This is a genomic window from Corynebacterium sp. NPDC060344, from assembly GCF_042725215.1.
GTDB lineage: Bacteria > Actinomycetota > Actinomycetes > Mycobacteriales > Mycobacteriaceae > Corynebacterium.
The window spans coordinates 43,765-69,616 of the sequence record NZ_JBHXCS010000005.1 but is presented as its reverse complement, the minus strand read 5'-3'; the positions used below and the strand labels follow the sequence as shown (position 1 = coordinate 69,616).

At 70.4% G+C, this 25,852-nt stretch carries 15 protein-coding genes; 2 read left to right on the top strand and 13 right to left on the bottom strand.

The features are described from left to right. The first annotated feature begins 40 nt into the window (after positions 1 to 40). A complete protein-coding gene (locus tag ACFWGD_RS07710) occupies positions 41 to 1,645 on the top strand; it encodes a peptide MFS transporter (protein WP_377778046.1) in 1,605 nt (534 codons plus the stop codon). Positions 1,646 to 1,747: 102 nt separating this feature from the next. Here ACFWGD_RS07710 and ACFWGD_RS07705 read toward each other — a convergent pair whose 3' ends face one another. From ACFWGD_RS07705 to ACFWGD_RS07655, 11 genes are all read right to left on the bottom strand, one after another. Next, positions 1,748 to 2,422, bottom strand: a complete 675-nt coding sequence (locus ACFWGD_RS07705) for an NINE protein (protein ID WP_377778045.1) — start codon at positions 2,420 to 2,422, stop codon at positions 1,748 to 1,750. A gap of 527 nt (positions 2,423 to 2,949) precedes the next feature. Then, positions 2,950 to 4,500 (bottom strand): acyl-CoA carboxylase subunit beta, encoded by a 1,551-nt coding sequence (locus ACFWGD_RS07700; protein WP_377778044.1) that lies wholly within the window; start codon positions 4,498 to 4,500, stop codon positions 2,950 to 2,952. 5 nt (positions 4,501 to 4,505) lie between these two features. After that, entirely contained in the window at positions 4,506 to 9,491 is a 4,986-nt protein-coding gene (pks13, locus tag ACFWGD_RS07695) for a polyketide synthase Pks13 (protein ID WP_377778043.1), read from the bottom strand. A 29-nt stretch (positions 9,492 to 9,520) separates the two neighbouring features. After that, positions 9,521 to 11,356, bottom strand: coding sequence for a FadD32-like long-chain-fatty-acid--AMP ligase (locus ACFWGD_RS07690; protein WP_377778042.1), 1,836 nt, complete (start codon positions 11,354 to 11,356; stop codon positions 9,521 to 9,523). 292 nt (positions 11,357 to 11,648) lie between these two features. Then, on the bottom strand, positions 11,649 to 12,566 hold the full coding sequence (locus ACFWGD_RS07685; protein WP_377778041.1) for a cutinase family protein: 918 nt from the start codon (positions 12,564 to 12,566) through the stop codon (positions 11,649 to 11,651). A gap of 5 nt (positions 12,567 to 12,571) precedes the next feature. Further along, positions 12,572 to 13,099: a hypothetical protein gene (locus ACFWGD_RS07680; RefSeq protein ID WP_377778040.1), complete on the bottom strand. Its 528-nt coding sequence runs from the start codon at positions 13,097 to 13,099 to the stop codon at positions 12,572 to 12,574. Further along, on the bottom strand, positions 13,096 to 15,045 hold the full coding sequence (locus ACFWGD_RS07675; protein WP_377778039.1) for an alpha/beta hydrolase-fold protein: 1,950 nt from the start codon (positions 15,043 to 15,045) through the stop codon (positions 13,096 to 13,098). Before ACFWGD_RS07675 ends, ACFWGD_RS07680 begins: the two co-directional genes overlap by 4 nt. A gap of 575 nt (positions 15,046 to 15,620) precedes the next feature. Next, positions 15,621 to 16,661: an alpha/beta hydrolase gene (locus ACFWGD_RS07670; protein WP_377778038.1), complete on the bottom strand. Its 1,041-nt coding sequence runs from the start codon at positions 16,659 to 16,661 to the stop codon at positions 15,621 to 15,623. Between the two features lie 367 nt (positions 16,662 to 17,028). Further along, a complete protein-coding gene (locus tag ACFWGD_RS07665; RefSeq protein ID WP_377778179.1) occupies positions 17,029 to 17,997 on the bottom strand; it encodes a decaprenyl-phosphate phosphoribosyltransferase in 969 nt (322 codons plus the stop codon). 17 nt (positions 17,998 to 18,014) lie between these two features. Beyond that, complete coding sequence (locus ACFWGD_RS07660; protein WP_377778037.1) at positions 18,015 to 18,602, bottom strand: phosphatase PAP2 family protein; 588 nt, start codon at positions 18,600 to 18,602, stop codon at positions 18,015 to 18,017. After that, on the bottom strand, positions 18,583 to 20,589 hold the full coding sequence (locus tag ACFWGD_RS07655) for a glycosyltransferase (protein ID WP_377778035.1): 2,007 nt from the start codon (positions 20,587 to 20,589) through the stop codon (positions 18,583 to 18,585). The genes ACFWGD_RS07660 and ACFWGD_RS07655 overlap by 20 nt, the downstream gene beginning before the upstream one ends. 220 nt (positions 20,590 to 20,809) lie before the next feature. Here ACFWGD_RS07655 and ACFWGD_RS07650 point away from each other — a divergent pair, with 220 nt between their 5' ends. After that, the gene (locus tag ACFWGD_RS07650) at positions 20,810 to 22,822 is read left to right on the top strand and encodes an N-acetylmuramoyl-L-alanine amidase (RefSeq protein ID WP_377778034.1); all 2,013 of its coding nucleotides are present in this window, start codon (positions 20,810 to 20,812) and stop codon (positions 22,820 to 22,822) included. Between the two features lie 312 nt (positions 22,823 to 23,134). Here the strand turns inward: ACFWGD_RS07650 and ACFWGD_RS07645 are convergent, their stop codons facing one another. Together ACFWGD_RS07645 and glf are read right to left on the bottom strand one after the other, a co-directional pair. Further along, positions 23,135 to 24,454: a DUF418 domain-containing protein gene (locus tag ACFWGD_RS07645; protein WP_377778033.1), complete on the bottom strand. Its 1,320-nt coding sequence runs from the start codon at positions 24,452 to 24,454 to the stop codon at positions 23,135 to 23,137. Between the two features lie 96 nt (positions 24,455 to 24,550). Then, on the bottom strand, positions 24,551 to 25,753 hold the full coding sequence (glf, locus tag ACFWGD_RS07640; RefSeq protein ID WP_377778032.1) for a UDP-galactopyranose mutase: 1,203 nt from the start codon (positions 25,751 to 25,753) through the stop codon (positions 24,551 to 24,553). Positions 25,754 to 25,852 lie beyond the last annotated feature (99 nt).

Sequence of the window (25,852 nt, the reverse complement as noted above, 5' to 3'; positions counted from 1 at the left end):
CGGTTTCAGTTTGAGCGCACAAAAGCGAATAATCGGGCGCATGGCACAAACACCTGATTCGACCGGGGACCATCAAGCCCCCGGCCACGACAACCGCGCGGCGGCCGACCAGCCGGCCACCGCGCGAGAGCACACCGCCGGGGACCACGCGGCCCCCGCGACGGCGACCATCGACGGCGGTTCGGACACCGGCTCCGGCAAGGAGCGAACGTTCTTCGGCCAGCCCTGGGGACTGGCCAACCTGTTCGGCGTGGAGATGTGGGAGCGCTTCAGCTTCTACGGCATGCAGGCCATCCTGATCTTCTACATGTACTACTCCGTCACCGACGGCGGATTGGGCATGGACCGCGGCGTTGCCACCTCCATCGTCGGCGCGTACGGCGGCCTGGTCTACATGGCGGCGCTCGTCGGCGCGTGGATCGCCGACCGCCTCCTGGGATCCGAGAAGACGCTGTTCTACTCGGCGATCCTGATCATGCTCGGCCACATCGCCCTGGCCGTGCTGCCCGGCGTCGCCGGCCTGGCCGTCGGCCTCGTCTTCGTCGCGCTGGGCTCCGGCGGCCTGAAGACCACCGCCTCCGTCGTCCTCGGCCAGTTGTACTCCCGCGAGGACACCCGCCGCGACGCCGGCTTCTCCATCTTCTACATGGGCGTCAACATCGGCGCCCTGTTCGGCCCGCTGCTCACCGGCTGGATCTGGGGCATGAAGGGCTTCCACTGGGGCTTCGGCCTCGCCGCCGTGGGCATGGCCATCGGCCTGATCCAGTACGTGATCATGCGCAAGTCGACCATCGGCGCCGCCGGCCACGACGTGCCGAACCCGCTGCCGAAGTCGAAGTACCTGCCGGTGTTCATCGGCGCGGTCATCGGCGTGGCGGCCATCGTCGCGGCGGTGGCCCTGGGCCTGATCCCGCTGGGCTCCCTGGCGACCATCGTCACCGTCCTCGCCGGCGTCGCGGCTGTGGTGCTGTGGCTGCAGATGTACAAGTCGGAGCGGACGACGACCGTCGAAAAGCACCGCCTGATCGGCTTCATCCCGATGTTCGTCGCCGGCGTGCTGTTCTTCGGCATTTTCCAGCAGCAGTTCACGGTCATCGCGATCTACGCCGACCAGCGCCTGGACCGCATGATCGGCTCGTTCGAGTTCTCCCCGGCGTGGGTGCAGTCGATCAACCCGATCTTCATCATCATCTTCTCCGGCATCTTCGCCGCGATGTGGACGAAGCTGGGCACCCGCCAGTGGACGTACCCGGTGAAGTTCGGCGTCGCCAACATCATCATCGGCATCTCGCTGTTCTTCTTCCTGCCGTTCGTCGGCGGCGGCGCGAATTCGACGCCGCTGCTGGTGATCGTGTGGATCCTGTTCCTGTTCACCATGGGCGAGCTGCTGCTGTCGCCGGTGGGCAACTCCCTGGCCACGAAGCTGGCGCCGGAGTCCTACCCGACCCGCATGTACGCCGTGTGGATGATGGCCGTCGCCATGGGCACCTCCCTCGCGGGCGTGCTCGCCGGCTACTACCACCCGGAGGATGCGTCGGCGGAGTCGAACTTCTTCATCATCCTCGGCGTCGTGTCCGTCGCCCTGGGTGCCGCGCTGATCCTGGGCAAGAAGTGGATCGTCGGCAAGTTCGAGGGCGTCCACTAAGGGCGCGCGCCTGTCGAGTCGGGGCCGGGCCGTCGCAAAGCACTTGCTTTACGACGGCCCGGCCCCCTTTCCATCCGCCCCCACCCCGCGGGCACCGCCGCCCTACTGCAGCGGGTACCCGTCGGAATCGCGCTCGAAGCCGTTGGCGCCGACGAGGATCATGATGAACTCCACGAACGCCCACAGCCCCACCGCCACGATCAGCAGCAGCCCAATGCCGACGATCGCCGTGGTCCAGCCGATCAAATACAGCGCCAACTGCGTGATGCCGCGGCCGGTGTGGCCCAAGTAGAAGTTGTGCACGCCGAAGCCGCCCAGGAAGAACGCCAGCACCGCAGCCACGATCTTCGACTTCGGCGCGCGCGGCAGGCCGTTGGGCCCGTAGGCCTGCATCGGGCCGAAGCCCGGCTGCTGGCCATGCGGCTGCACCTGGCCCGGCTGGCCCGACTGGCCGTAGGGCTGCTGCTGCGGCTGCGACTGGCCGTAGGGCTGTTGGCCGTAGGGCTGGTCGTAGTCCTGCTGGCCGTACTGCTGTTGGCCGTACTGGGGGAATCCCTGCTGGTAGCCGCCCTGCTGACTCGGCTGCTGATAGCCGGCCTGGCCGTAACCGGAACCGGGCTGGTCGGGGCTCTGGCCGTACTCGCCCTGGCCGCCCTGTCCGTAGCCGCCGTACTGGCCATGGCCGCCGTACTGGCCGCCCTGCCCGTTCGCGGAGCCCTCACCGTTCGAGGGGTTGCCGTCCTGGCCGCCGAAGGGGTTGTCGTACGGGTTGGTCATCGCGATCAGCTCCTGTGTGTCTCCTGCTCGGTGAAGAGCCTAACCCCAGACCCGGATGAGGGTCGTTTCGGGGGCGCGACCATCTGTTCGGTAGCCCGCGCCGCCGCGTCCAACCCAGCGCAGCCGCAGATACCTACGTTTCGGCCAGATACTCACGTTTGAACGTAGGTAGGTGGCCAGAACGTAGGTACCTGCGCGGCGGGCGGCGCCCTCCGCGCGCCCTCCGCACAGAAAGAAGCCCAGTGAACAGAAAGAGGCGGTCAACCACATCTAAGTGTTCACGGGACGTCTTTTTGGGCGGGGCGGCGGAACCAGGCCGCGGGAGGCGCGGCGGGGCGGCGTCGCGGACAACGGCCCGGGCGCCGCGAAGGGGCGGGCGACGGAGGTGGAGGCGGGGCGTCGTAAAGCGGGGGCGGAAGCGGGGCGGGCGACGGAGGTGGAGGCAGGGCGTCGTAAAGCGGGGGCGGAAGCGGGGCCGGAAGCGGGGGCGGGTGCGGGGAACGCCAGCACGCCGCACCCGCACCCGGCTACATCGGGGCGATCTCACGCTTCTTGCGCACCTGCGGCAGCTCCTTGTCGCGGAGCTGCTCGAGGGCGCGGCGCAACTGCACGCGCGTCTCCGACGGCATGACCATCGCATCGACGTACCCGCGCTCGGCGGCGACGTACGGGCTGGTCATGTTCTCGTTGTAGAAGTCCATGAACATCTTCTTCATCGCCGGCTGCTGATCCTCCGGCATCTCCGCGAGCTGGCGGCCCTGGATCATGACCACGGCGGCCTCGGCGCCCATCACCGCGATCTGCGCCGTCGGCCACGCGAAATTCAGGTCGCCGCCCAGGTTCTTCGAGCCCATCACCGCGTACGCGCCGCCGAAGGCCTTGCGCACGATGAGGGTCACCTTCGGCACCGACGCCTGCGCCAGCGCGAAACCGAGCTTCGCGCCGCGGTGGATGATGCCCGACTTCTCCTGCTGCACGCCCGGCAGGTAGCCCGGCGTATCGACGACGTACACGATCGGGATGTCGTAGGCGTCGCAGATGTTGGAGAAGCGCGAACCCTTCTCGGAACAATCCGCGTCGAGGCAGCCGGCCAGGTGCATCGGCTGATTGGCCAGCACGCCAACGGTGCGCCCATCGACGCGGGCGAAGCCGGTGATCAGGTTCGGGGCGTAGTCGGGCTGGACCTCGACGAAATCTTCGTCGTCGAAAAGCCTGGTCAGCACCTCCATCATGTCGTAGCCGGCGTTCGGGTCGTCCGGGATGATGGAATCCAGCGACCGGTCGCGGTCGGTGGTCTCCTCCGACGGCGCCCAGTACGGGGGCAGCGGCTCGTGCACCGAGCTGGGCAGGCGGTCGAGGAGGTCGTGGACGTAGTTGAAGGCGTCCTCCTCGTCGTCGGCGACGTAGGAGACGTTGCCGTTGCGGGCCTGCTGCTCCGCGCCGCCGAGCTCGGCCGACGAGATGTTCTCGCCGGTGACCGAGCGGATGACCTCGGGGCCGGTGATGAACATCTCCGTGCGATCCTTCACCGCGACCAGGAAGTCCGTGGTCACCGGCGCGTAGACGGCGCCGCCGGCGCACTTGCCCAGCAGGATGGAGATCTGCGGCGACTGCCCGGACAGGGGCAGCTGGCGGCGCGAGATCTCCGAGTACATGGCCAGCGACGTCACGGCGTCCTGGATGCGGGCGCCGCCGGAATCGTTGATGCCGATGACCGGGCAGCCGACCTTCGTGGCCAGGTCCATGAGCTCGCAGACCTTCTTGCCGAAGGTCACGCCGACCGAACCGCCGTAGACCGACTTGTCGTGGGCGTACACCGCCACCGGGCGCCCACCGATGCGGGCGGTGCCGGTGACCACGCCGTCGCCGTAGGGGGCGCCGTCTTCGTCGGGGGTGCGGCCGAGCTGGCCGGTCTCCACGAAGGACCCCGCGTCGACGAGGCGGGCGATGCGCTGGCGGGGCGTGGTCAACCCGGCCGCGTCACGGCGCGCCTTGGCCCGCTCGCTGCCTGGATCCTGCGCCTGCTTGAGGCGTTCCTTCAGGTCGGCGAGCTTTTCGGCGGTGGTGTTGAAAGTCAATTCGGTTACTGTCCATTCCGGGTTTCGGCGTCCAGATTCTGCAGCCGGTCCCCCAACCAGGCACCGACCTTGGAGATTTCCGGTTCATCCACGATGGCGAGATGGTCGCCGCGCAGGTGCACGATCTCCAAATCGTCGACGATAGCGGACCAGCCGCCGTCCTCATCAATCGTCGCGTAGCGCGGTTCGAGCTCGATGGCGCCGTCGTGCATGCGCTCGGCGCGGAACAGGACGACGGGCGCGTCGACGTCGGCCCAGCGGCCCATGTCGAGCTGGTCAAGGATGCGGTTGTCCACGAAGGATGCGCGCTGGTGCTCGAGGACGCCGCCGGACAGTCCGTGCTGGGAGGAGTCGGCGGTGGCCAGGAATTGTTCGAGCATCATCAGCAGCGCTTCCTCGCCCTGCTGGTCGAGCAGGTCGTGGGGCACGGGGATGTCCAGGCCGTAGGTGCGCTTGGAGAAGTCCGCGTAGCGGTCCCAGCGGGCGTGCATTTCCTCCGGGGTGTCGGGCACCTTTTCGGAGGGCTGCACGGTGTCGAGCAGCATGATCTGCGCGACCTCGACGCCGCTGCCGCGCAGCTGGTGGGCGACTTCGTAGGCCAGGGCCCCGCCGAAGCTCCAGCCGCCGAGGACGATGGGCAGGCCGGCGGCGCGGTCGCGGATGTCGTCGAGGTAGGCGGCGGCGCGGTCGGTGATCTCGCCTTCGAGGCGTTCGACGCCGTAGACGGGCGCGTCGTCGGGCAGTCGGCGGACGAGCGGCTGGTACACCGCGGAGGACCCGCCGGCCGGGTGGAAGAGGAACACCGCGGGCGTGGTGGAGCCTTCGGGGCGTTCGCGCAGCACGCGGATGTTGCCCTCGACCTCGACTTCGAGGTGGGGGCGCAGCGTTTCGGCCAGGTCGGCGATGGTCCCGGCGGCGCGGACGTCGTCTGCGCCGATGGGGGCGCCGGTGCGCTCGGACAGGCGGGCGGCGAGGGCCTGCGCGGTGGCGTCGTCAAGCGCGGGCAGTTCGTCGGTGACGCCGCCGGCACTGGAGCCGACGACGGTGGCCCACGTGCCGAACGCCATGCGCTCCGACGCGTCGCGCGGGGGCACGTTGATGCCTTGCTTTGCGACGTCCACGTCCCCGCCCTCCGGCGCACCCGTCTCGGCGGCCGGGGCTTGATCGGCGGGAGCGGCGGCGGGGGTTTCGGAGTCGGTCTCGGTGGCCGTTTCCGTGGCGGAGTGCGCCTCGGCGACGAGGTTCTCCACGAGGGTGATGACGTCGGCGACCGACGCATCGCGCAGCGCCTGGACCTGCAGCGGCGGGATGGAGAAGTCGTGCTCGACGCGGTTCTTGATGCGCATGCCCATCAGCGAATCGAGGCCGAGGTCGATGAGCGGCAGCTCCAGCGGCAGGTCGTCGACGTCGTAGCCCATGGCCTCGCCGACGATGACGCGCAGGTGGGTCTCCACCGGCACTCCCGAATCCGGCGACCAGCCGGGCTCGGCGTCGGACGCGGCGCCGGCGGCGGTCGGCATGCCCGGGGCGGCCGGGGTGCGGGTGGCCGCGCCGAAACCGGCGGGCGCGCCCGCGGCGGTGGACTCGGCGGCGGTGGCGGTGGCGCCGTTGGCCGAGGTCGCGGCGTTGGTGGCGTCGGCTGCGTTGGTGGCGGTACCCGCGGGCACCGTCGCGACGCCGGCCTGCGCCAGCAGCTCGGTGCGGCCGGCCTCGACGGCGTAGACGGAGATCACGGCGCCGCCGGGGTGGCGCGAGACGATGGTGGTCAGCTCGCCGGCGGCCGGCAGCGCGCCGGACTCCTCGACGGCCAGCACCGTCGCGCCCGGCGCCACGTCGGCGACGGCGGCGTCGATGATCGCGTGGATCGACGGCGCGGTCGCCGCGTCGCCCGAGTACGCGACGTCGCCGCCGGGCAGCGCCGTCCGCGCGCCCGGCAGCTTGGCGCGGCCGCCGGACGACGGGCGCGCGGACGTCCAGAAGCGCTGGTGGCGCCAGTGGATGCCCGGCAGGTCGGCGAAGTCGCCGGGGCCCGCCAGGGCGGAGAGGTCGATGTCGTGGCCGTGGGCGTAGAGCGTCGCGCAGGCCGCGGCCAGCGACTCGCCCGCGGACTCCTTGCGCTTGAGCAGGTGCACCAGCTGCGCATCCGGCAAGCCGGCGGCGAAGGCGGTGGCCATCGTCGGCATGAGCGCCACCGGGTTCGGGGCGAATTCCACGAAGGTGGTGTAGCCGGCGGCGCAGGCGCGCGAGACGGCGTCGGAGAACCACACCGACTGGCGGGTGCAGCGCACGAAGTAGTCGGCGTCGTGGACGACGTCGCCCGGCTGGTACGTCACGCCGCGGTCGACGGAGCTGAACAGCGGCACCGACAGCGGAGTCGGCTCGACGTCGGAGCACTCCGACCACAGCTCGCCAAGCAGCGGGTCGAGCGCGGAGGTGTGTCCCGCGCCCTTGACGGCCAGCGGGCGGGCCATCTTGCCCTCGCCGGTGAGGAACTCCACCAGCGCGGCGATGGCCGGCTTCGGCCCGCCGACGGTGGTCATGGTCGGCGCGGCGTAGACGGCGGGCTCGACGCCGGAGAACTCCGGGTGCGCGGCGAGCAGCTCGTCGAGCTCGTCGACGGACAGCTCGACCATGGCCATGCCGCCCTGCTCGTCCTCGGCCAGCATCGACTCGCCCTCGCCCATCAGGCGGGAACGGGCGCAGGCCACGCGCATGGTCTCTTCCAGCGACAGGCCGCCGGCGGCGTAGGCCGCGGCGATCTCGCCCATGGACATGGCGACCACGGCGGCGGGCTCGGCGCCCAGCGCGCGCATCATGTCGGTCTGCGCGACCTGGATGGCGGTGATGCCGATCTGCGCGGACTCGAGGTCGTACGTGCGCTCGTCGTCGGCGATGAGCTCCAGCAGGGACCAGCCGACGGAGTCGACGATGATCCGGTCGCACTTGGCCAGCGTCTCGGCGAACACCGGGGACAGGGCCAGCAGGTCCTTGCCCATCTTGCGGTGCTGCGAGCCGTAGCCGGAGAAGATCCACACCGGGCCCTGCGCCAGCGGGGCGTCGGCGGAGACGATGCCGGGGCCGGTCTTGCCCTCGGCGACGCGGCCCAGGCCCTCGATCGCGGAGGCCACGTCCGTGGCGGGCACGACGGCCTTCGACCGGCCGCGCGAGCGCGACGCCAGCGTGCGGGCGACGTCGCCCAGATCGGCCGACGGGTTGGCCCGCAGCCAGGAGGCGAGGTCCTCGGCAGCCAGGCGGCGGCGCGACGGCAGCAGGCCGGACACCGGCAGCAGCGCCGGCATCCCGGCCTCGCGGGCGGCGGCCGCGTCGATCGGCGCGGTCTTCTCCTCCTGCGGCGGGGCCGCCGGCGGGGACGTCAGCACGACGTGGGCGTTGGTGCCGCCGAAACCGAAGCCGGAGACGCCGGCGACCTTGCGGCCGGAGTACTCGGGCCACTCGCGCGGGTCCTCGACGACCTCCAGGCGGCCGGCGTCGAAGTCGATGTACGGGTTGGGGCCCGCGTAGTGCAGCGACGGCGGCAGCACGTCGTTGCGCATGGCCAGCACGACCTTGATCACGCCGGCGACGCCGGCGGCGGCCTCGGTGTGGCCAAAGTTCGTCTTGGCGCTGCCCAGCAGCGTCGGGCTCGCGGCGTCGCGGCCGCGGCCGAGCACCGTGCCCAGCGCGGAGGCCTCGATCGGGTCGCCCAGGATGGTGCCGGTGCCGTGGGCCTCGACGTAATCCACGTCCTGCGGGCGGATGCCGGCGTCGGCGTAGGCGCGGCGCAGCACGTCGACCTGCGCGTCCGGGTTCGGCGCGGTCAGGCCGTTGGAGCGGCCGTCGGAGGTCACCGCGGTGCCCTTGATCACGGCCAGGACGTCGTCGCCGTCGGCCTCGGCGTCCTCGAGGCGCTTGAGCACCACGACGCCGGCGCCCTCGGCGCGGATCATGCCGGTGGCGTCCTCGGAAAATGCATGGATGGCGCCGGTCTTGGAGAACACGCCCAACCGCCCGAACGACAGCGTCGCGTGCGGCGAGACCAGCAGGTTCACGCCACCGGCCACGGCGGCGTCGGCATCGCCGTCGCGCAGCGCGCGCACGGCCTGGTGGATGGACACCAGCGACGACGAGCAGGCGGTGTCCATGGTGATGGACGGCCCGCGGAAGTCGAAGGCGTAGGAAATGCGGTTGGACAGGATCGACGGCGACGACCCGGTCAGCGCATACGGGTGCGCCGTCGACGGGTCGGAGGCCATGAGCATGGCGTAGTCGTTCGTCGTCGAGCCCATGAACACGCCCACGGACTCGCCGCGCAGCTCGGAGGCCGGCAGGTGCGCGTTTTCCAGCGCCTCCCACGTCAGCTCCAGCAGCATGCGCTGCTGCGGGTCCATGTTCTCCACCTCGAGCGGCGACAGCCCGAAGAACTCGTTGTCGAAGCCGACGATGTCGTCGAGGTAGCCGCCGCGGGTGTCGCACTCGGCGATCTCCGCGGCGAGGTCGGCGTCGCCGTCGAACTCGGACCAGCGGCCCTCGGGCAGCTCGCCGGTGCCGGCGCGGCCGGAAACCAGCAGATCCCACATCTCGGTGATGTTGCCCGCGCCGGGGTACCGGGCGGCCATGCCGACGACGGCGATGTCCATGTCGGTGAGCTTTTCGTCGCGAAGCCTGCGCGACCGCGCGGCCTCCGCACCCGTCTGGAACGCGTCGTACGCCGAGTCGTCCGGGTTGTCCACGTCGCCCTCGACCAGGCGCACCGCGAGCTTCGCGATGGTCGGGTACTCGTAGGCGATCGTGGCGTCCAGCCGCACGTCCAGCAGGCTCTCCAGCTCGCCGGACAGGATGACGATGTCGCGGGACGACAGCCCGAACTCCTCCATCGGGCGCTCCGGCGTGACTTCCGCCGCCGTCAGGCCGGTGGTGCCGATCACCCAGTCGCGCAGCCAGTCGCGCATCTGGGCGACCGTCATGCCGGGTCGTCCCTTGTTGTCATCCATCGTGGGCTTAGTCCTTAATAGTTCGCGGGTTACTCGAAACCGCCGTCGAGGTAGGCGGCGCGGGCCACTCGTCGCGCGATCTTACCGGCAGACGAACGCGGGAGTTCATCCGTGCCGACGATGCGGACGTCCTCGGGCTGGATGCCGTGGAGCTTGGTCACGGCGGCGCGGATGGCGCCGATTGCCTCGGCGTCGCCCGACTCGTCGCGGCGGAAGTTGCGCTCGGCGATGATCACGAGCTTCTCGACGTCGTCGCCCTCCACCGAGAACGCCGCCACCACCGCGGGACGGACGTGGTCGGAGGCCTCGGTGACCGTGGCCTCGATGTCCTGCGGGTAGTGGTTGCGCCCGGCGATGACCACCAGGTCCTTGATGCGGCCGGTGATGTGGATCTCGTCGTCGAGGAAGACGCCGAGGTCGCCGGTGGCCATCCACTTGGCGTCCTCGCCGACGCCCTCCGCGCGGGAGCCGCCGTCGCGGCGGGCGGCGAGCTCGTTGCCGAAGACCTGCTCGGACTGCTCCAGGTCGGTGAGATAGCCCAGCGGGATGTTGTCGCCGTGGACCCACATCTCGCCGATCTGGCCGTCGGGAAGCTCCGTGCGGGTCTCCGGGTCGACGACGATGAGGTGCTGCGGCTTGGCCACCGAACCGTTCGACATCAGCGGCACGGAATCCTCGGTGCCCGGCTCGACGCGCTGCGGCGCGCCCTCGTTGAGCGACTCGCGGGACACCCAGGTCACGCGCGGGCGCTCCTCGCCCTGCGGCAGGGTGACCAGCAGCGTCGCCTCGGTGAGGCCGTAGCCGGGGCGGATGGCGTTGGTGGGCAGGCCGAACTTCTCGAAGTTCGCGCGGAACTCGCGGGTCGCCTTCTCGGTGACCGGCTCGGAGCCGACGATGAGGCCGTCGACGTTGGACAGGTCCAGCGCGCCGCCCTCCTCCGGCACGGCGAAGCGGTTGGCCAGCTCGAGGGCGAAGTTGGGCACGACGGTGTAGATGTTCACGTCGTCGTCGCCGCGCTTGTCCAGCTGCTCGATCCAGCGCGCGGGGTGCTGGATGAAGTCGCGCGGGGTCATGATGTCGAACGGCAGGCCCAGGGCGGTGACGAACGCGCCGAGGACGATGCCCATGTTGTGGTGCAGCGGCAGCCACGTCACGAGGCGCAGCGGCAGCTGCAGGTGGGCGGCGGAGAGCACCTGGAACACGTTGGACAGGATGGAGCGCCCGGCGATGCGCACGCCCTCCGGGGTGCGCGAGGAGCCGGAGGTGAACAGCAGCACCGCGTCCTTCTCCAGCTGCGGCGCGTACTTGGCGTCCTCGGCCGGGGAGACGAAGTTGTCGGCGAGCGAGTCCGGCAGCGCGTCGATGGTGAGCACGCGGGGGCGCTCGGCGGCCGGCTTGGCGGCGAAGATGGAGCGCACGGCGGCGGCGGAGGCCTTGTTGGTCAGCACCACGTTCGGCGGCGCCGCGGCGAGCACGGCGTTGAGGTGGTCGCCGTGGCCGGGCTCGGTGGGGTCGTACAGCGGCATGGCCACCTGGCAGGCGTACTGGGCGCCGAGGAAGCCGAAGAGGTACTCGGGGCTGTTGCCCATGAGCAGCGCGACGCGGTCGCCGGGCTCGCCAACCTGCTGCAGGCGTGCGGCGACGGCCTTGATGCGGCGGTTGACCTCGGCGCGGGTGTAGGTGACCAGTTCGCCGTCGCGGGAGCCCGAGTAGTCGTGGAAGGCGATCTGCTGCAGGTCGAGCTCGCCCTTCATCGTGTTGATCTGCCACATCATCTCGGACAGGTTCGGCACGGACATGTCCTCGGGGAAGGCGAAGTTGCCTTCGGCATCGATGAACTGGCCCATCAGCATGCTCAGATCCATGGTGCTCCTCGTTTTTCGCTTCGTCTGTGGTGGTTTGTCGCGCCGGGGACCCATAACGTTACCGACCCGTTATTTATTGGGGCGGTGGCGCGCCGCCGGCCGATTGCCTCGACCATCAGCGGGGGCCACGGTAGCGCAAATTACTTTCGTCGCTAAAAACCGTAGGTGGTCGGCGTGCCATAAGTCACGTTATGGGTGTAAACGGGTGTGACTCCTGGGACTCACGTTACGCGAGAGGCTTGTGCTTTACGACGATCCGACGCGAACCGTAAAGCGGCCCGCGCCCCGGGGATCAGCCCTGGGCGAGTGCGCCGTCGATGAGACCGCGGGCCCAGTTCTCCGTCCACGCCACCGACGTCGTGCCCGGAATGATGTTCGGGTTGTCGGCGTAGGTCGCGTGCACGCCGTTGGCCGCGACGAGCTCCTGGGCCCGGGCGATCGCATTGCCCACGTTCGGCGGGGCGTCGCACACCGTGTCGCCCGGCGCGCAGATGTCCTGCACGCGGTCGTTGAGCTCGCCGAAGCCCTCGCGGCCGCCGCGCATGGTCGCGCCCGGCACGATCGGCTGCACCAGCAGATTCACCGGGGCCAGCGAGACCTCCGCCCCTACGCCGGCGACGGGATTGCCGGGGACGACGCCCTTGCCGGGTTCGCGGCGGCCGTCGGCAAGCAAAGCCACCCCGAGCACCCGCTCGGCCGGGACCGGCCCGTTGCCGAAGCCGATCTGCTCCGCCATGTCGCCCATGATCACCGCGCCCTGCGAGAAGCCCATGAGCACGAAGCCGGTCTGCGGGCACTCGGCGTGGGTGGCCGACATCTCCTCGTGGATGCGCGCGCGGCCCTCGGCCTGCGAATCGTCGTAGGTCATTTCGTGCTGCGCGTTGATGTTGCGGAACTGCGCGGTGTACGGGACCGTCCAGACCTTCACGTCCTCCGGCGCATACGACGCCTGCAGCGGCGCCGACGCCTTGAGGATCAGCGAATTCGGGTTCGCCGTCGGGTTGACCGGATCATCGTCGGCCCGCGACTCCCACGTGCCCGGCGCGGAAATGACCTCCACCGCGGGGCACCACTCGGGCTGCTGGGCCTGCGGCCCCGGGCCGGGCATCCCCGGCTCCCCCACCTGCGACTGCCGCAACCATTGCCCCACGCCGGCGACGATGGCGACGACGAGGACGATGACCGCGAGCAGGGTGAGCGTTTTGCGCATGCCCGTTAGCAATACGCCGATTCGGCCGCTTTCGCAATCGACTGGGACACGGCGGCCTCATCGCCGTCCGTGCGCTCCTGGGCGACGATCTGGCCGGCGACCGCATCGACGACCGCCGCGTCGCCCTCGCGGCCATCGTTCGCGCCCGCGCCGCACTGGACGTGGCCCGCGGCGATCAGCTGGTCCTCCACGCCCTCGACGTCGATACCGTCGGCGATGAGGTCGTCGAGGAAGTCCTCGTCGTCGCCCGACAGCGGCATGCGGCCGTCCGGGGCGGAGCTGGCGCGCGCGGCGCCCGGCTCGGTGATGTCGCGCTCCTCGGAGTTGCGCGCCGACGTCCGCGTCGTCTCCGACGTGCTCGACGTCGACGTGCTGGTCTCCGCGCTCTCCGACTCCGACGTGCCGGTCTCCTCCGACGCGGTGGCGGTCTCGGTGACGTCCGACGACTCCACGGTCGCGTCGCCGCACGCCGCCAGCGCCAGAGTGCCGGCGCCGAGCAGCGCGAGCACGGCCGCGCGGGCGCGGCCGGTCATCGCCGGGCCTCCTCGATCTTGCCGTTGACCTGGCGGATCCAGCCGCCCTGGAACTCCTGCTCCAGGCCGCCCGCCGGGATCTGCTTCTGCGGGCCGACCGGGTAACCGAAGGGACCGTTCTCCCAGCCGGTCGAACCCCAGTGGTCCATGATCGCGCCGTCCGGCACCGCGTGGGCGCCCGACTCCGGCGACCAGTAGATGTTGCCGTGCTCGAAGCGCTGGAACTTGCCGCCGCGGATGTCGATCTCCCCGGTCAGCGCGAAGCCCATCGGCCCCTCGGGGCCGCCGCCGGCGCGGTACGCCGTGCCGATCGCGCCGAGCACCGTCTGCGCGCCGCCGGCCGCGGGCTTGACGATCTGCCCGCCCTGGAAGTCCTGCACCACGCCGCCCGGGATGTCGCGGCGGTCGGAGGTCGGGTAGCCGAGGCGGCCCTTCTCCCAGCCCTCGTCGCCCCACAGGTTCATGAAGTCGCCCATGACCAGGTACGCCCCGGTCTCCGGCGTCCAGTAGATGGAGCCGTGCTCGAAGTGGACGTAGCGGCCGACGCCGTCGGGCGTCGCCATCTCGCTGGTCTTCGGGTAGCCCAGCGGCGACGACGGGCCGCCGACCTCGTGGTAGCGGGCGCCGATGCGGCCCCACACGAACTGGGCGCCCGTGCGCGGGTGCCAGTAGGCGCGGCCGTTGGTAAAGTCCTGCGCCCGGCCGTCATCGGCCGCCTCGTACTCGGGCGACAGGCACGCGCCCATGTTGTCGAAGTCCTTGATGCGGTCGCCGATCGCGCCGCCCACGATGCAATTGGCGCCACGGTCGGCGTCGGAAAGCTGCAGTGCATCGGCCATCTGCGGCCACGCCTGATTCATCTCGAACTGCCAGTACGGCCACGAGTGCGTGCCGGAATCGCGGAACTGCACCGTCAGCGGCACGTCGGCGGCGCGGGCGCGCGACGCGAACGTGTTGGTGGTCATGCGCGCGAGGACCTCCAGGCCGAAGCCCGCGGTGTTCTGCGGCAGGCCCGGGAACTGCTCCGACGGGGTGTCCCACTCGCCCGTGTTGCCGCTGCCCGCCGAGGCGTAGAGCGAAATGCCCTTCAGCGCCGCGACGTTGAGCTTCGGGTCGTTGTCCTTCCAGCGCGGCGACGACGGCGGGCCCCACATCTTGTTGGCGTCGTAGCCGCCGGCTTCCTGCATCGCCCGGCCGATCGCCTGCGGCATGCCCGTCGACGACGTGTCCAGGTAGCCGGAGAAGCTGCCCGCGAACTTGAACAGGTCCGGGTGGTGCGACGCCAGGTTGAACGCCGCGGTGCCGCCCATGGACAGGCCGACGATGGCGCGGTCCTCGTTGGCGCGCCAGCCCTCGCGCAGGACCGGGATCAGCTCCTGGATGAGGAAGGACTCCCACTGGTAGTTCTTCCCGTTGTCCGGGGCGTCCCAGTTGGTGTAGAACGACGACTCGCCGCCGATGGGCATGGCCACGATGACGTTCTTGTCGGCGTAGTAGCGCTCGATGTTCGTCTCGAGCACCCAGCCGTTCCAGTCGTCGCGGGCGCGCATGCCGTCGAGATGCCAGACGGTCGGGAACGTGCGCTCGGGGTTGCGGTTCCAGTCGCGCGGCAGCAGCAGGTCGACCTTCACCGGGTCGCCGGGCATCGCCGCGGAGTTGATGTGCAGCAGGGCGCGGCGCTCGGTGAGCCACTGGACCTTCTCCACCTCGACGTCGCCGGGGAGGTTGGGCAGGTTCTGCTCGGTCTCGCGGATCGGCGCGGGCTGGCCCTCCGGCTCGGGCGCGGGGGTCCACAGGGAGGACTGCAGCGGCAGGGCGGTGGCGTCGGGTTCCGCGGGGGCCGCATGCGCCGGGACCCCGGCGAGCGACAGTGCCAGCGGGATCGCCGTGATGGCGGCGAGCACCCGGGACCAGCGGCCCCGGGGGGAGTGTGCGGTATCTCGCATGATGAGGGCTTCCCCTTACAGATAAACGTGTCGTCTGGACTTGTCCGGCGTTCCGGTGTTGCGGTGTTTCGGTGCCGCATGCCCGTTGCCGGGTGCGGCGGCCGAAGCCGCCCGGGTGCGCCGGCGTGCCGGGCGTGCCCGGCCCATCGCCGTGGCGGCCGTTCGGCGTTCGCCTTCCGGGAGTTCCCCTCTCCCGGATGGGCGGCCGCGTCCCGACCTCCGCTTCGACCCTGATTCTTACCCGGGCGCGGCGCGGTTTCCCGCGCGACGCGCCACAAACCTCAGGTTTAAGTTCAACTTTAGGGTTTGGGCCGCGGAAACTCCACGCGCGGGCCCCGCGCCGCCCCTTCCGGCCGCCTCCCGCACGAGCCAGACCCCGACATCGCCCCCTCCCCGGCGCCGGCACGCGCTTCACGACGACCCGACGCACACCCGCCACCCGGGCATGCGAAAACCCGCCCCGACCAAGAGGTCGGGACGGGCATCGGGAAGATCCTGCGGCGAGTGCGCGGGCACGGCCACCGTGAACGAGGAGAAACGCGGTGGCCGGCGGCGAACCGCCGGCCGGAACCGGGCTAGACGCCCAGGGCCGCCAGGATGTGCGGGCGGGCCATGCCCAGGTCACGCTGCCACAGCGACCAGGCGTGGATGCCATCCGGGCTGTAGTGCATGGTCGGGTTCAGGCCGGCGGCGCGGGCCTGCGACTCGAACGCCTGCGTCGACGCGCGGGACAGGCCCTCGAGCGCGATGCCCATGCCGATGTTCGGCAGCTCCGCCGGCGCGCCCAGGAGCGCCTCCGGCGAGGACCAGTGCGACGGGTAGCCGTTGGCCGAGGTGATGAACATCGGCAGGCCCTGCAGCTTGCCCAGGTTCATCGACGGATCGTTGTAGACGCGCTGCGGGGTCGGGATGCCCGGGGGGCCCCACATGGCGTTCGGCTCGAAGCCCTGGTCGATCTGCGCACCGGCGATGGCGGTGGACATGACCGGGTTGGACACCTGGAAGTAGCCGGAGAAGACCGACACCTGCTTGAACTGGTCGCGGTGGTTGTACGCCAGCGACATGGCCGCCGAGCCGCCCATGGACAGGCCGGCGACGGCGTTGTTGTAGCGGTTGGTCTGGAAGTGCTGCTCCAGATAGACCGGCAGCTCCTGCGTCAGGAACGTCTCCCACTTGTAGTTGCGCGGGGCGCCCTTGCTGTTGACGGCGGGGCCGATCCAGTCGGTGTAGAACGACGCCTGGCCGCCGACCGGGATGGCCAGCGTCACGTTGTCGTGCTCGAACTGCTGGTGCGCCATGCCGGGCGTGAGGTACTCGGACCACACGTCGCCGGCGCGCAGGCCGTCGAGGAGGTACAGGCCGGGGCTGCCCGGAGCGAGGCCCGGACGGACGTGGACGGTGATGTCCTTGCCCATGGCCGCGGAGTACACCTGGCAGTACTGCACCCAGTATTCGTGCGCGTCCCAGACGCAGCCGGGGCGCAGCCAACCGCGGTGCGGGTGCGCCTCCGCCTCGTCGGTGCCGGCGATCTGCATGGCGCCGAAGATGGCGGCCACGGCGACCAGCGCGGCGAGCGCCTTGGTCTTCCACCCGCGCGCGGTAGCGGTGAAGCTCATAGTTCTCCTCGTTGACGTTCCTATGCGTCCGCCGCACCGCGAAAACATCCGGTGATCGCCCGTCGACTCTGTCCGGCGGGGATCCCGGGCAATTCGGGATGGGGCGCACTTTCCGATGGTTTCATCGGGCACGTGGCCGCTTACGTTACCGTTTCGCGACAATTTCTCAAACCGTTATCGGGCAGCAATGTTGCGACATCCCCCCATCGGTTCCCCCTGGTTGCTTCAGAGGGCAATACTTCGAAGCTTTTCGCTTTACGACGTGCGCGTACGCTCGTCGTCAAGCAGTCGACAAATGCGCGAAAAAGTGGCCGCGACCTCCGGAATGAGACGGAGGTCACGGCCACGGAAGGGGCCCGGGAGCCCTTTACAGCGCGGGAACGGCGTACACCGCGATGGCGATGGAGATGACCCACAGCAGCGCCAGCGCCTGGAGCGCGCGGTCGTGCAGCGCGATCTCGTCCGGGCTGCCGGCCGTGCCGCGATCGACGTCGGCGGCGTAGCGCAGGATCGCCACCGTGAACGGCACCATGGAAATCTGATACCAGACGGCGGCGGCGCCACCGGCGCGGTTGCCCATCTCGAAGCCCCACAGGGAGTACGCCAGCACGACGGCGGTGGCCGACAGAGTCCACACGAAACGCAGGTACGTGGCGGTGTAGCCCTCCAGCGACTTGCGGATCTTCTTCTTCGACCGCTGCGCCAGCAGCAGCTCCGCGTAGCGCTTGCCGGCCGCCATGAACAGCGAACCGAACGCCGCGACCAGCAGGAACCACTGGGACAGCAGGATCGACGCCGCAACGCCGCCGGCCATCGCGCGGAGCATGAAACCGGAGCTGACCAGCGCGATGTCGATCACCGGCTGATGCTTCCAGCCGAAGCAGTAGCCCAGCTGCAGCGCAATGTAGACCGCCACGACGATGGCCAGGCCCGGGCCCGACGACGCCAGGAACGACAGGCCGACCGACGCCGCGATGAGCACCACCGCCATGACGTAGGCCAGCGACACCGGCAGCACGCCCGCCGCGATGGGGCGGAAGCGCTTGGTCGGGTGCGCGCGGTCGGCCTCGACGTCGCGGGCGTCGTTGATCAGGTAGATCGACGACGCCGCCAGGCAGAACACCACGAATGCGATGAGGACGTCGATCAGCGTGCGGCCATCGGTGAGCGCCTCGGCGCCGGCGGCGGCGGGCGCGGCGATGACGAGGACGTTCTTCACCCACTGCTTGGGGCGCAGCGCCTTGTACATGCCGTCGAGCAGGTTCTTCGGCGGATGGCCCTGCGGATTGGCGGGCTCGTCGATGCCGTAGGTGTGCGGCTCGGAACCGAGGTTCAGGCCCTCGCGGTCGTCGGTCACTTGTGGGTCCTTCCGTCAGCGGCGGTCGTCGCCTCGTCCCCCGCAGCGGGGGCCCCGAGGATTTTGTCCGTGATCGTCGCGGTCGTCCAACCGAGGGCCGCCCCCGCGAGGACGTCCGTCGGGTAATGCACGCCGAGCACCAGTCGCGACAGCATGATGGCGGGCACCCCCGCCAGCGGCGCCGGGCCGAAGCCCATCCGCGACATGGCCACCAGCGCGGCCGTCGTCGACGTCGCATGCGACGACGGGAAACTCAGCTTCGACGGCGTGCCCACGCCGACCCGGATGCCCGGGTGGTGGGGGCGCTTGCGGCGCACCACGCGCTTGATGATCACCGACGCGGCATGCGACGCGAACGCCGACACCCCCACGACGGCCCATCCGCGGCGGCGGTCGGCGTCGGCGGCCGCGCCGAGGGCGGCCAGGCCCATCCAGCCGGCGGCGTGCTCGCCGAAGAAGCTCATCGCCGTCGCGGCGGGCAGCACGCCCGGCACGTCGGTGAGCCGCTCCTGCACCGCCATGAGCAGCGCCACCTCGCCGGCTGCCGGCGGGATGCTCACGGGATCACTGCTGCTCGAAGACATCCGCCCACCTCTTCCGGCTGGTCAACTCGGCGTGCGCGCCGCGGTATCGCCGGCGCATCTCGTCGAACTTTTCGGCGACCTGCTTCTGCAGTGCACGCGACTCGTCGAGAAGCTCCTTCGCCTTGTCCCGGTCGCGCTGGCGGAACACCACGCCCCGCCCATCGGCGGTGGTCACGGTCGCGCCGTCGACGCGGGACAGGGAGAACCAGCGCGCCTCCAGCGGCGACAGGTTCGCCTGCGGGGTCTCGTGGTGCGCCGGGTCGTGCGGGCGCAGGCTGTGGAGCAGGCCCTTGGCCAGCCACACGGACTTCTTCAGCGGCGCCAGGCGGCCGCCAATGTCCTTGACGGGCACGCCCGGGATGCCGGTCGGCTTGGGCAGCTCGCCGGCCGTGGGCAGCACGCGGGCGTCGGGGAACTCCTTGCGCAGCGCGTTGATGCGCGGCAGGGAGGTCTCCAGGATGTCGAACAGGCCCTCGGGCCCGGCGAGGAAGTCCTTCATCGCCTCGTTCTGGATGGCCACCGTCGAATACTCCAGGCACAGCAGGTGCTTGGCGGTGGCCTTGCGCATGGACTTCACGATCCCGTCGACCGGCCCGTCGTGCTCGAGCGCGGCGACGACGAGGCGGTTGCGCAGGTGGAAGTACGCCTGCCAGTCGATGGCGTCATCCTTGTCGGACCACGCCATGTGCCAGATCGCGATGCCCGGCCACGTCGCCGTGGGGAAGCCGTTCTTGCCGGCGCGCAGGCCGTACTCGGCGTCGTCCCACTTGATGAACAGCGGCAGCGGCTGCCCGATGGTCTCCGCGACGACGCGCGGGATCAGGCACATCCACCAGCCGTTGTAGTCGACGTCGATGCGGCGGTGGAGGTCCTTCGAGTCGATGGCCTCGCCGGTGGCGTTGACGCCGTGCTCGCCGCGGTCGCGCAGCGGGTGGGCGTGGAAGTCGTGGTCGTAGTGGACGTGCGGGGCGGAGGTCCACATGAAGTCGTGGCGGCCGACGACCTCGCCCATGGAGTGCAGGTGACTGCGTTCCTGCAGGTTGAGCATCTGCCCGCCGACGAGCATCGGCGACTTCGCGAAACGCCCCACCGCCACCGCGCGCAGGATCGAGTCGGGCTCGATGGCGATGTCGTCGTCCATGTAGAGGATGAACGGGCTGTCGGTCGCGCGCGCCGGATCGGCGTCGGGGCCGCCGAGCGCCTCGTACATGATGCGCGAGTAGCCTCCCGAGCCGCCCAGGTTGCCCTGGGGGAACATCCGCAGGCGGTCGCCGAAATGCTTTGCGACGGCAGGGAAACCCGGTTCGTCGTGCGGGTGCCTGGTGCCCTGATCGGGCATGAGCACCGCGTCGATGATTCCGTCCACTTCGGCGTCGGAGGACAGGGCCTCCAGCGCGGCGACGGCGTCGTCGGGGCGGTTGAACGTGGGGATGCCCACCGTCACCCGCGCCTCGGGGGCGGGGTGGGACGAGCCGTCGGGGTGGACCTGGTCCGGCGCGGCGATCGGCGACCACCACGCGGCGGAGTGGACGGTGACGTCGGTTTCGCAGGTCAGGTCGAACCAGATCCAGCCGCCGTCCTCGAAGGGCGCCAGCGACACCGGGATCTCAACGATGGTGCGCCGCGACGGGTCGGCCGGGTCGCCGGCGAGCTCGCCGGTCACGGCGATGCGGCTGCCGTCGATCTTGGAGCGGTAGACGTCGACGCGGGCGACGCCGGAGAGCTCGATGCGCAGCACGACGTCGTCCAGCGAGGTCCAGCGGCGCCAGTAGCTGGCGGGGAAGGCGTTGAAGTAGCTCTCGAAGCTGACCTCGTCGCCGGCGGCGACGGTCGCTTCCGTGCGCGACGCGGCGACGACGCGGGAGGCGTTCGTCTCCGGTTCGACGAGGTACAGCGACCGCACGTCGCGCGGTTCGCCCGGCTTGGGAAGCAGGATCCGCTGGAGTCTCTCGACGGCGAGGCTTCCGGTCTGGACGTCAGTGCTCATGGGTGGCATCACGGCTTTCGGGTCGACTCGTAACTGGTGGGTCACGTACCCCGAATAGTAATGGCGGCGCGGTGGGCGGCTGGCATTGACGGTCCCCCGGCGTGCGTGCCACCGGATTCGGCGCAACATGTCGCGGCGGGCTGACAATCACCAGTCACACGAGTAACATTCGCCTCACCAATCCCGTTACGCCTCATTTTTATCAGTCTGGAGTGCTCTCTTGCCGACTCGTAGTCGCATCAATTCCACCGCGATCGGCCGTCGCCCCTTCCTGGCGGGACTGGCGGTGACCACCGCGGCCGCATCGACGGCGGCAATCGCGAACTCCGGAATCGTCGGCTCCGGCCTGCGCCTCCTCGAAAACCCGGCGCCCGGCCCCGTCGACGTGCACATGGCCACCAGCGCCCTGTCCGACGCCGCGGCCGTCCTCGTCGACGACGCCGCCCTGGCCACCCGCGGCCTCGTCGAGGCCCTGCACCCCAACCGCGGCCTGGTCAAGGAACTCCGCCACGACCGCGAATTCTCCATGTTCGCGCTGACCTGGCGCGACGCCCCGCCGGTCACCGCATTCTTCCGCGCCGAACGCCCCGACGGCTCCTGGTCCGAATGGTTCGCCGCCGACGCCCACGACGTCGCCGGCGGCTCCGGCGGCGCGCTGATGGGCACCGAGCCGGTCTACATCGGCCGCACCACCGCCGTGCAGGTCTCCACGATCGGGCTGAACATCTTCGGGGAGAACCTGGACGAGCTCATCGGCGTCGTCAAGCAAGCCGGAGCCGGGGACTTCACCGGCCTGGCCGACCTGCTCGGCCCGGTGTCCCTCCACGACGTCCAGGGCGTGTTCATCGACGGCGGGCTCACCCCCGAAGGCATCGAGCCCGTGGCCAACGACTCCGACATCACCGGCATGCCCCGCGTGATCACCCGCGCCGGCTGGGGCGCCGACGAATCGATCCGCGGCAACGGCCCCTCCTACGACGACAAACTGCTCGCCGCCACCGTCCACCACACCGCCGGCGCCAACAACTACTCGCAGGCCGAGGCCGCCGGCATCGTGCGGGGCATTTACAAGTACCACACGCAGATCCTCGGCTGGGGCGACGTCGGGTACAACGCCCTGGTGGACAAGTTCGGCAACATCTACGAAGGCCGCTACGGCGGGCTGACCAAAAACGTGCAGGGCGCCCACGCCGGCGGGTTCAACAAGGGCACGTTCGGCATCTCCATGATGGGCGACTACTCCACCGCCCACCCGACCCAGGCGATGATCAACTCCGTCGGCGCGATGGTCGGCTGGCGCATGCGCATCGCCGGGCTCAACCCCTCCGGCCAGGCGACCCTGACGTCCCAGGGCTACCGCAGCGCACGCTTCGGCGCCGGGCAGTCGACGACGCTGCCCAGCATCTTCGCCCACCGCGACGTCGGCGACACCACCTGCCCCGGCAACGCCGGCTACGCCCAGATGGACCGCATCCGCGCCATCGCGTCGCAGAAGGCGGCGGGGCTCGGCGACGGGATCATCACCAACGAATTCCCCGACGGCGGCACCGACATCCGCGCCGACCTGCCCGACGCCATCGCCGGCCGCGACGTCTCCGACATCGCCGCCGACCTCGGATCGGCCATGGAGGACCTGGACATCCCGCCGGAGGCCATCGCCGCCATCCCGGGCCTGCAGGCCATGGCGCAGGGCGAGCAGGCCAGCACGTTCTCCGGCGGCCGCAGCATCCTCGCCGCCTCGCTCGGCCTCGCCGGCGCGCCCGGCCTGGGCAACGACGCGGAGTCGGTGCTCGGCGCCGTCGGCCGCGGCGCCGACCAGGGCCCGACGCTCGCCGAGATCCCCGTGCAGGCCCCGCCGACCACCACCTACGAGGGCGACGACGAGTTCGCCGCCGAGTGGCGCGCCGTCACCGACGCCTGGGGAGACGTCCTGGGCCAGCCGGTCACCGGCGTCCAGCAGGGCGCGACGGTGCCCAACGACACCGGCGAGGCCGACCCCGTGCGCTACGTGAAGTTCGAGCGCGGCGTCATCGTCTCGTCGATGGCCACCGGCACCCACGCCATTTGGGAGGAGATCGCCGACGCGTGGGCGAAGCAGGGCTTCGAGATCGGCAAGCTCGGCGCCCCGACGACCACCCAGGCCCCGAACTGGGGCGCCGATCGCGCAGACTTCCAGGGCGGCAGCGTTTCCCGCGACGGCATCACCCGCGCGGTCAACGTCACCTTCGCGTAGGCCCTCCCCCGACCGACCGCTAACCCACCTCGAATGCCTTAACCCACCTGCTACAGCGGGTGGGTTAAGACATTCGGGGTGGGTTTGCGTCTATCCGCTGCCTCGCAGGGCCCCGCCGCGCCCCCGCCGCGCCCACTCAGCCTCCGCGAGCGCCCCGCACTGCCCCAACTCAGCGTCCGGGCGTATGAAAGTGCACATTCTTCCCGGCCGGAAAATGCCGACCTGGGCTTTTGCGGAGCGGTGGTAGTACTTTGCGACGCTTCAGCCGGCACGCCACGCTCGGCTTCCGGCTCCGGTCGCGCCGCGATTGCTTTACGACGGCCCGCCGCCCCGCCCTTCGCCCCGCACGTCGATGCGGGCGGCACGTTCCGTGGCCCGGTGCATGGCCTCCTCGAGAGGTCCGCGCCGATGCCGCCGCTTCCACGCCACGGCGAACAGCACCGCGGCGATGATGGACACGACCAGCCAGATCTCCCCCGGCACCTGCGCGATGGCGGGGACGAACCGGCCGGCGACGCCGAGGACGGCGAAGCTCGCGACGTGGGCGACGTACACGGTCAACGACATCGACCCCATCATCCTCAGCGGATGCAGGGCGGCGGCGCCGAACCGCGTGCGGCCGACCATGAGCAGCGCCGCGATGAGGGCGATGGATGCGGTGGCGGCGCCGGCGACGTCGAGAAGCCCCGCCGAATGCGCCGACCCGTCCACGAAGGCACCGAGCAGGCGCTGCCCATCGGTGATCCCCGCGTCGAGCTCGGTATCGAGCCCGGTATCGGGTCCACCAACTGGCCCACCATCGGCTCCCGCCTCGAGCTCAGGGACGGCCTCTGCGCCGGACACGTCGGCGGCCCAGTTCACGCCGCCCATACCATCGTCCCAGGCCACGTCGATGTCGGCGCCACCGCCCTCGCCCGTGCCGACGCCGAACGCCGGCACCAGTGCGCTCCACGTGAACGCCGCGGCCAACGCCAGCACCGCTCCGCCGGCGGCCAACCACGGCCACCGCGGAGGAGACTTCAGCACGAGACGGTGGACGAGCAGGCCCACGAGCCCGTAGAACGCCCACGCCGTCAGCGGATACGTGAAAACGATGGCATCGCCGACCGTCGGATTGGTCACGAGCTGCGGAAACACGCGGGCAGGCGCCATCATCAAGGGACCGGCGACGCCGAGCACCGCCGCGACTACGGCCACGGTCCGGGTCCGCGCCGACACCAGCGGCAGCGTCACCAGGAACATCGCGCCCATGGGCACCAGCACCACCATGACGTCGGACTGCACCGACGCCAGCACCAGCCCCAACGCAATGAGGATGACGGCGCGGGCGCCCAGCCGCATCCGCGACCGGAGCAACTCGACGCCGCCGGCGGCCACGCCCCGGCGGGCGATGATCCCGATGGACACCCCCGCCAACACCGCGAACAACGCCGACGGATACCCGTTGACCACCGCCGGCCACGTCGACGGCGCCGCCAACGCCGGCCGGCCCGACCACGGGCCGAAGTGCGCGCCCATCATGCCGATGATCGCCACGGCGCGCGCAATGTCCAGGCCGTGAATGCGCGGCGTGCGCGCGGTGCGCGCCTCCGCGCTCCCCGCCGCACCCGCCGCGTCCTCGGCGCCCGGCACGCTCCCCGGCAAATTCCCCGCCGCACCCGCGGGTCGGGGGTGGGTCACGGGGAGGCCGGGACGTCGTAAAGCAAACCCGCGGTTCGCACCGTCAACCTAGTGGCCGCGATCCTGCTCCAGCGCCGCGCCCTCGGTGAAGAAGGGCACGAGCTTGTTGTCCACCATGGTCAGCGCCGACGCGATGGCCATGTGCATGTCCAGGTACTGGTACGTGCCCAGGCGACCACCGAAGAGGACCTTGTTGTCGCGGGCCTCGGCGGCGGCGCGCTCGCGGTACTTGGCCAGCATGTCGCGATCGTCCGGCGTGTTGATGGGGTAGTACGGCTCGTCGGAGCCCTCCGCGAAACGGGAGTACTCCTTCATGATCACCGTCTTGTCCGCCGGGTACTCGCCGCGCTCCGGGTGGAAGTGCCGGAACTCGTGGATGCGGGTGTAGGGGACCTCGGCGTCGTTGTAATTCATCACCGGCGTGCCCTGGAAGTCGCCGGTCGGCAGCACCTCGGTCTCGAAGTCGAGCGTGCGCCACCCGAGCTGGCCCTCGGAGTAGTCGAAGTAGCGGTCCAGCGGCCCGGTGTAGACGACCGGCGCGTCGGGGCTGGCGGCGCGGAGCTCGTCGCGGACGTCGAACCAGTCGGTGTCGGTGACGACGTCGATGAGCTCGTGGTCGGCCATGTTCTCCAGCCACTTGGTGTAGCCGTCGACGGGCAGGCCCTCGTAGTCGTCGTTGAAGTAGCGGTTGTTGAAGGTGTACCGCACCGGCAGGCGCGTGATGTTCGACGCCGGCAGGTTCTTCGGGTCGGTCTGCCACTGCTTGGCGGTGTAGTCGCGGACGAACGCCTCGTACAGCGGGCGGCCGATCAGCGAGATCGCCTTCTCCTCCATGTTCTCGGCGGCGTCGGCGTCGATCTCGGAGGCCTGCTCGCGGATGAGCGCGCGGGCGTCGTCGGGGCTGTAGTACTTGCCGAAGAACTGCGTGATCAGCCCCAGCCCCATCGGGAACTGGTAGGCCGTGCCCTTGTGCATGGCGAACACGCGGTGCTGGTAGCCGGTGAAGTCGGTGAAGCGGTTGACGTAGTCCCACACGCGCTTGTTGGAGGTGTGGAACAGGTGCGCGCCGTACTTGTGCACCTCGATGCCGGTTTCCGGCTCGGCCTCGGAGTAGGCGTTGCCGCCGATGTGGTTGCGGCGCTCGACGACGAGCACCCGCTTGCCCAGCTGCTCGGCCATGCGCTCCGCGACGGTCAGCCCGAAGAATCCGGAGCCGACGACGAACAGGTCATACGTGGTGTCAGTGTTCACGGTCGCCAGCATAGGGGGTGGGGCGGATGGGATCGCGGTGGCGGGCCGGGTGTCTTTGCTTTGCGACGTGCCGACGCCCCGCCATCCGCCGCCGCCTGC

What these genes read in the sequence shown, in the direction of transcription:
- ACFWGD_RS07675 (WP_377778039.1), bottom strand. Translation starts at nt 15,045, where the DNA reads ATGCGAGATACCGCACACTCCCCCCGGGGCCGCTGGTCCCGGGTGCTC.
- ACFWGD_RS07655 (WP_377778035.1), bottom strand. Translation starts at nt 20,589, where the DNA reads ATGAGCACTGACGTCCAGACCGGAAGCCTCGCCGTCGAGAGACTCCAG.
- ACFWGD_RS07705 (WP_377778045.1), bottom strand. Translation starts at nt 2,422, where the DNA reads ATGACCAACCCGTACGACAACCCCTTCGGCGGCCAGGACGGCAACCCC.
- ACFWGD_RS07710 (WP_377778046.1), top strand. Translation starts at nt 41, where the DNA reads ATGGCACAAACACCTGATTCGACCGGGGACCATCAAGCCCCCGGCCAC.
- ACFWGD_RS07670 (WP_377778038.1), bottom strand. Translation starts at nt 16,661, where the DNA reads ATGAGCTTCACCGCTACCGCGCGCGGGTGGAAGACCAAGGCGCTCGCC.
- ACFWGD_RS07690 (WP_377778042.1), bottom strand. Translation starts at nt 11,356, where the DNA reads ATGGATCTGAGCATGCTGATGGGCCAGTTCATCGATGCCGAAGGCAAC.
- pks13 (WP_377778043.1), bottom strand. Translation starts at nt 9,491, where the DNA reads ATGGATGACAACAAGGGACGACCCGGCATGACGGTCGCCCAGATGCGC.
- ACFWGD_RS07660 (WP_377778037.1), bottom strand. Translation starts at nt 18,602, where the DNA reads ATGTCTTCGAGCAGCAGTGATCCCGTGAGCATCCCGCCGGCAGCCGGC.
- ACFWGD_RS07685 (WP_377778041.1), bottom strand. Translation starts at nt 12,566, where the DNA reads ATGCGCAAAACGCTCACCCTGCTCGCGGTCATCGTCCTCGTCGTCGCC.
- ACFWGD_RS07680 (WP_377778040.1), bottom strand. Translation starts at nt 13,099, where the DNA reads ATGACCGGCCGCGCCCGCGCGGCCGTGCTCGCGCTGCTCGGCGCCGGC.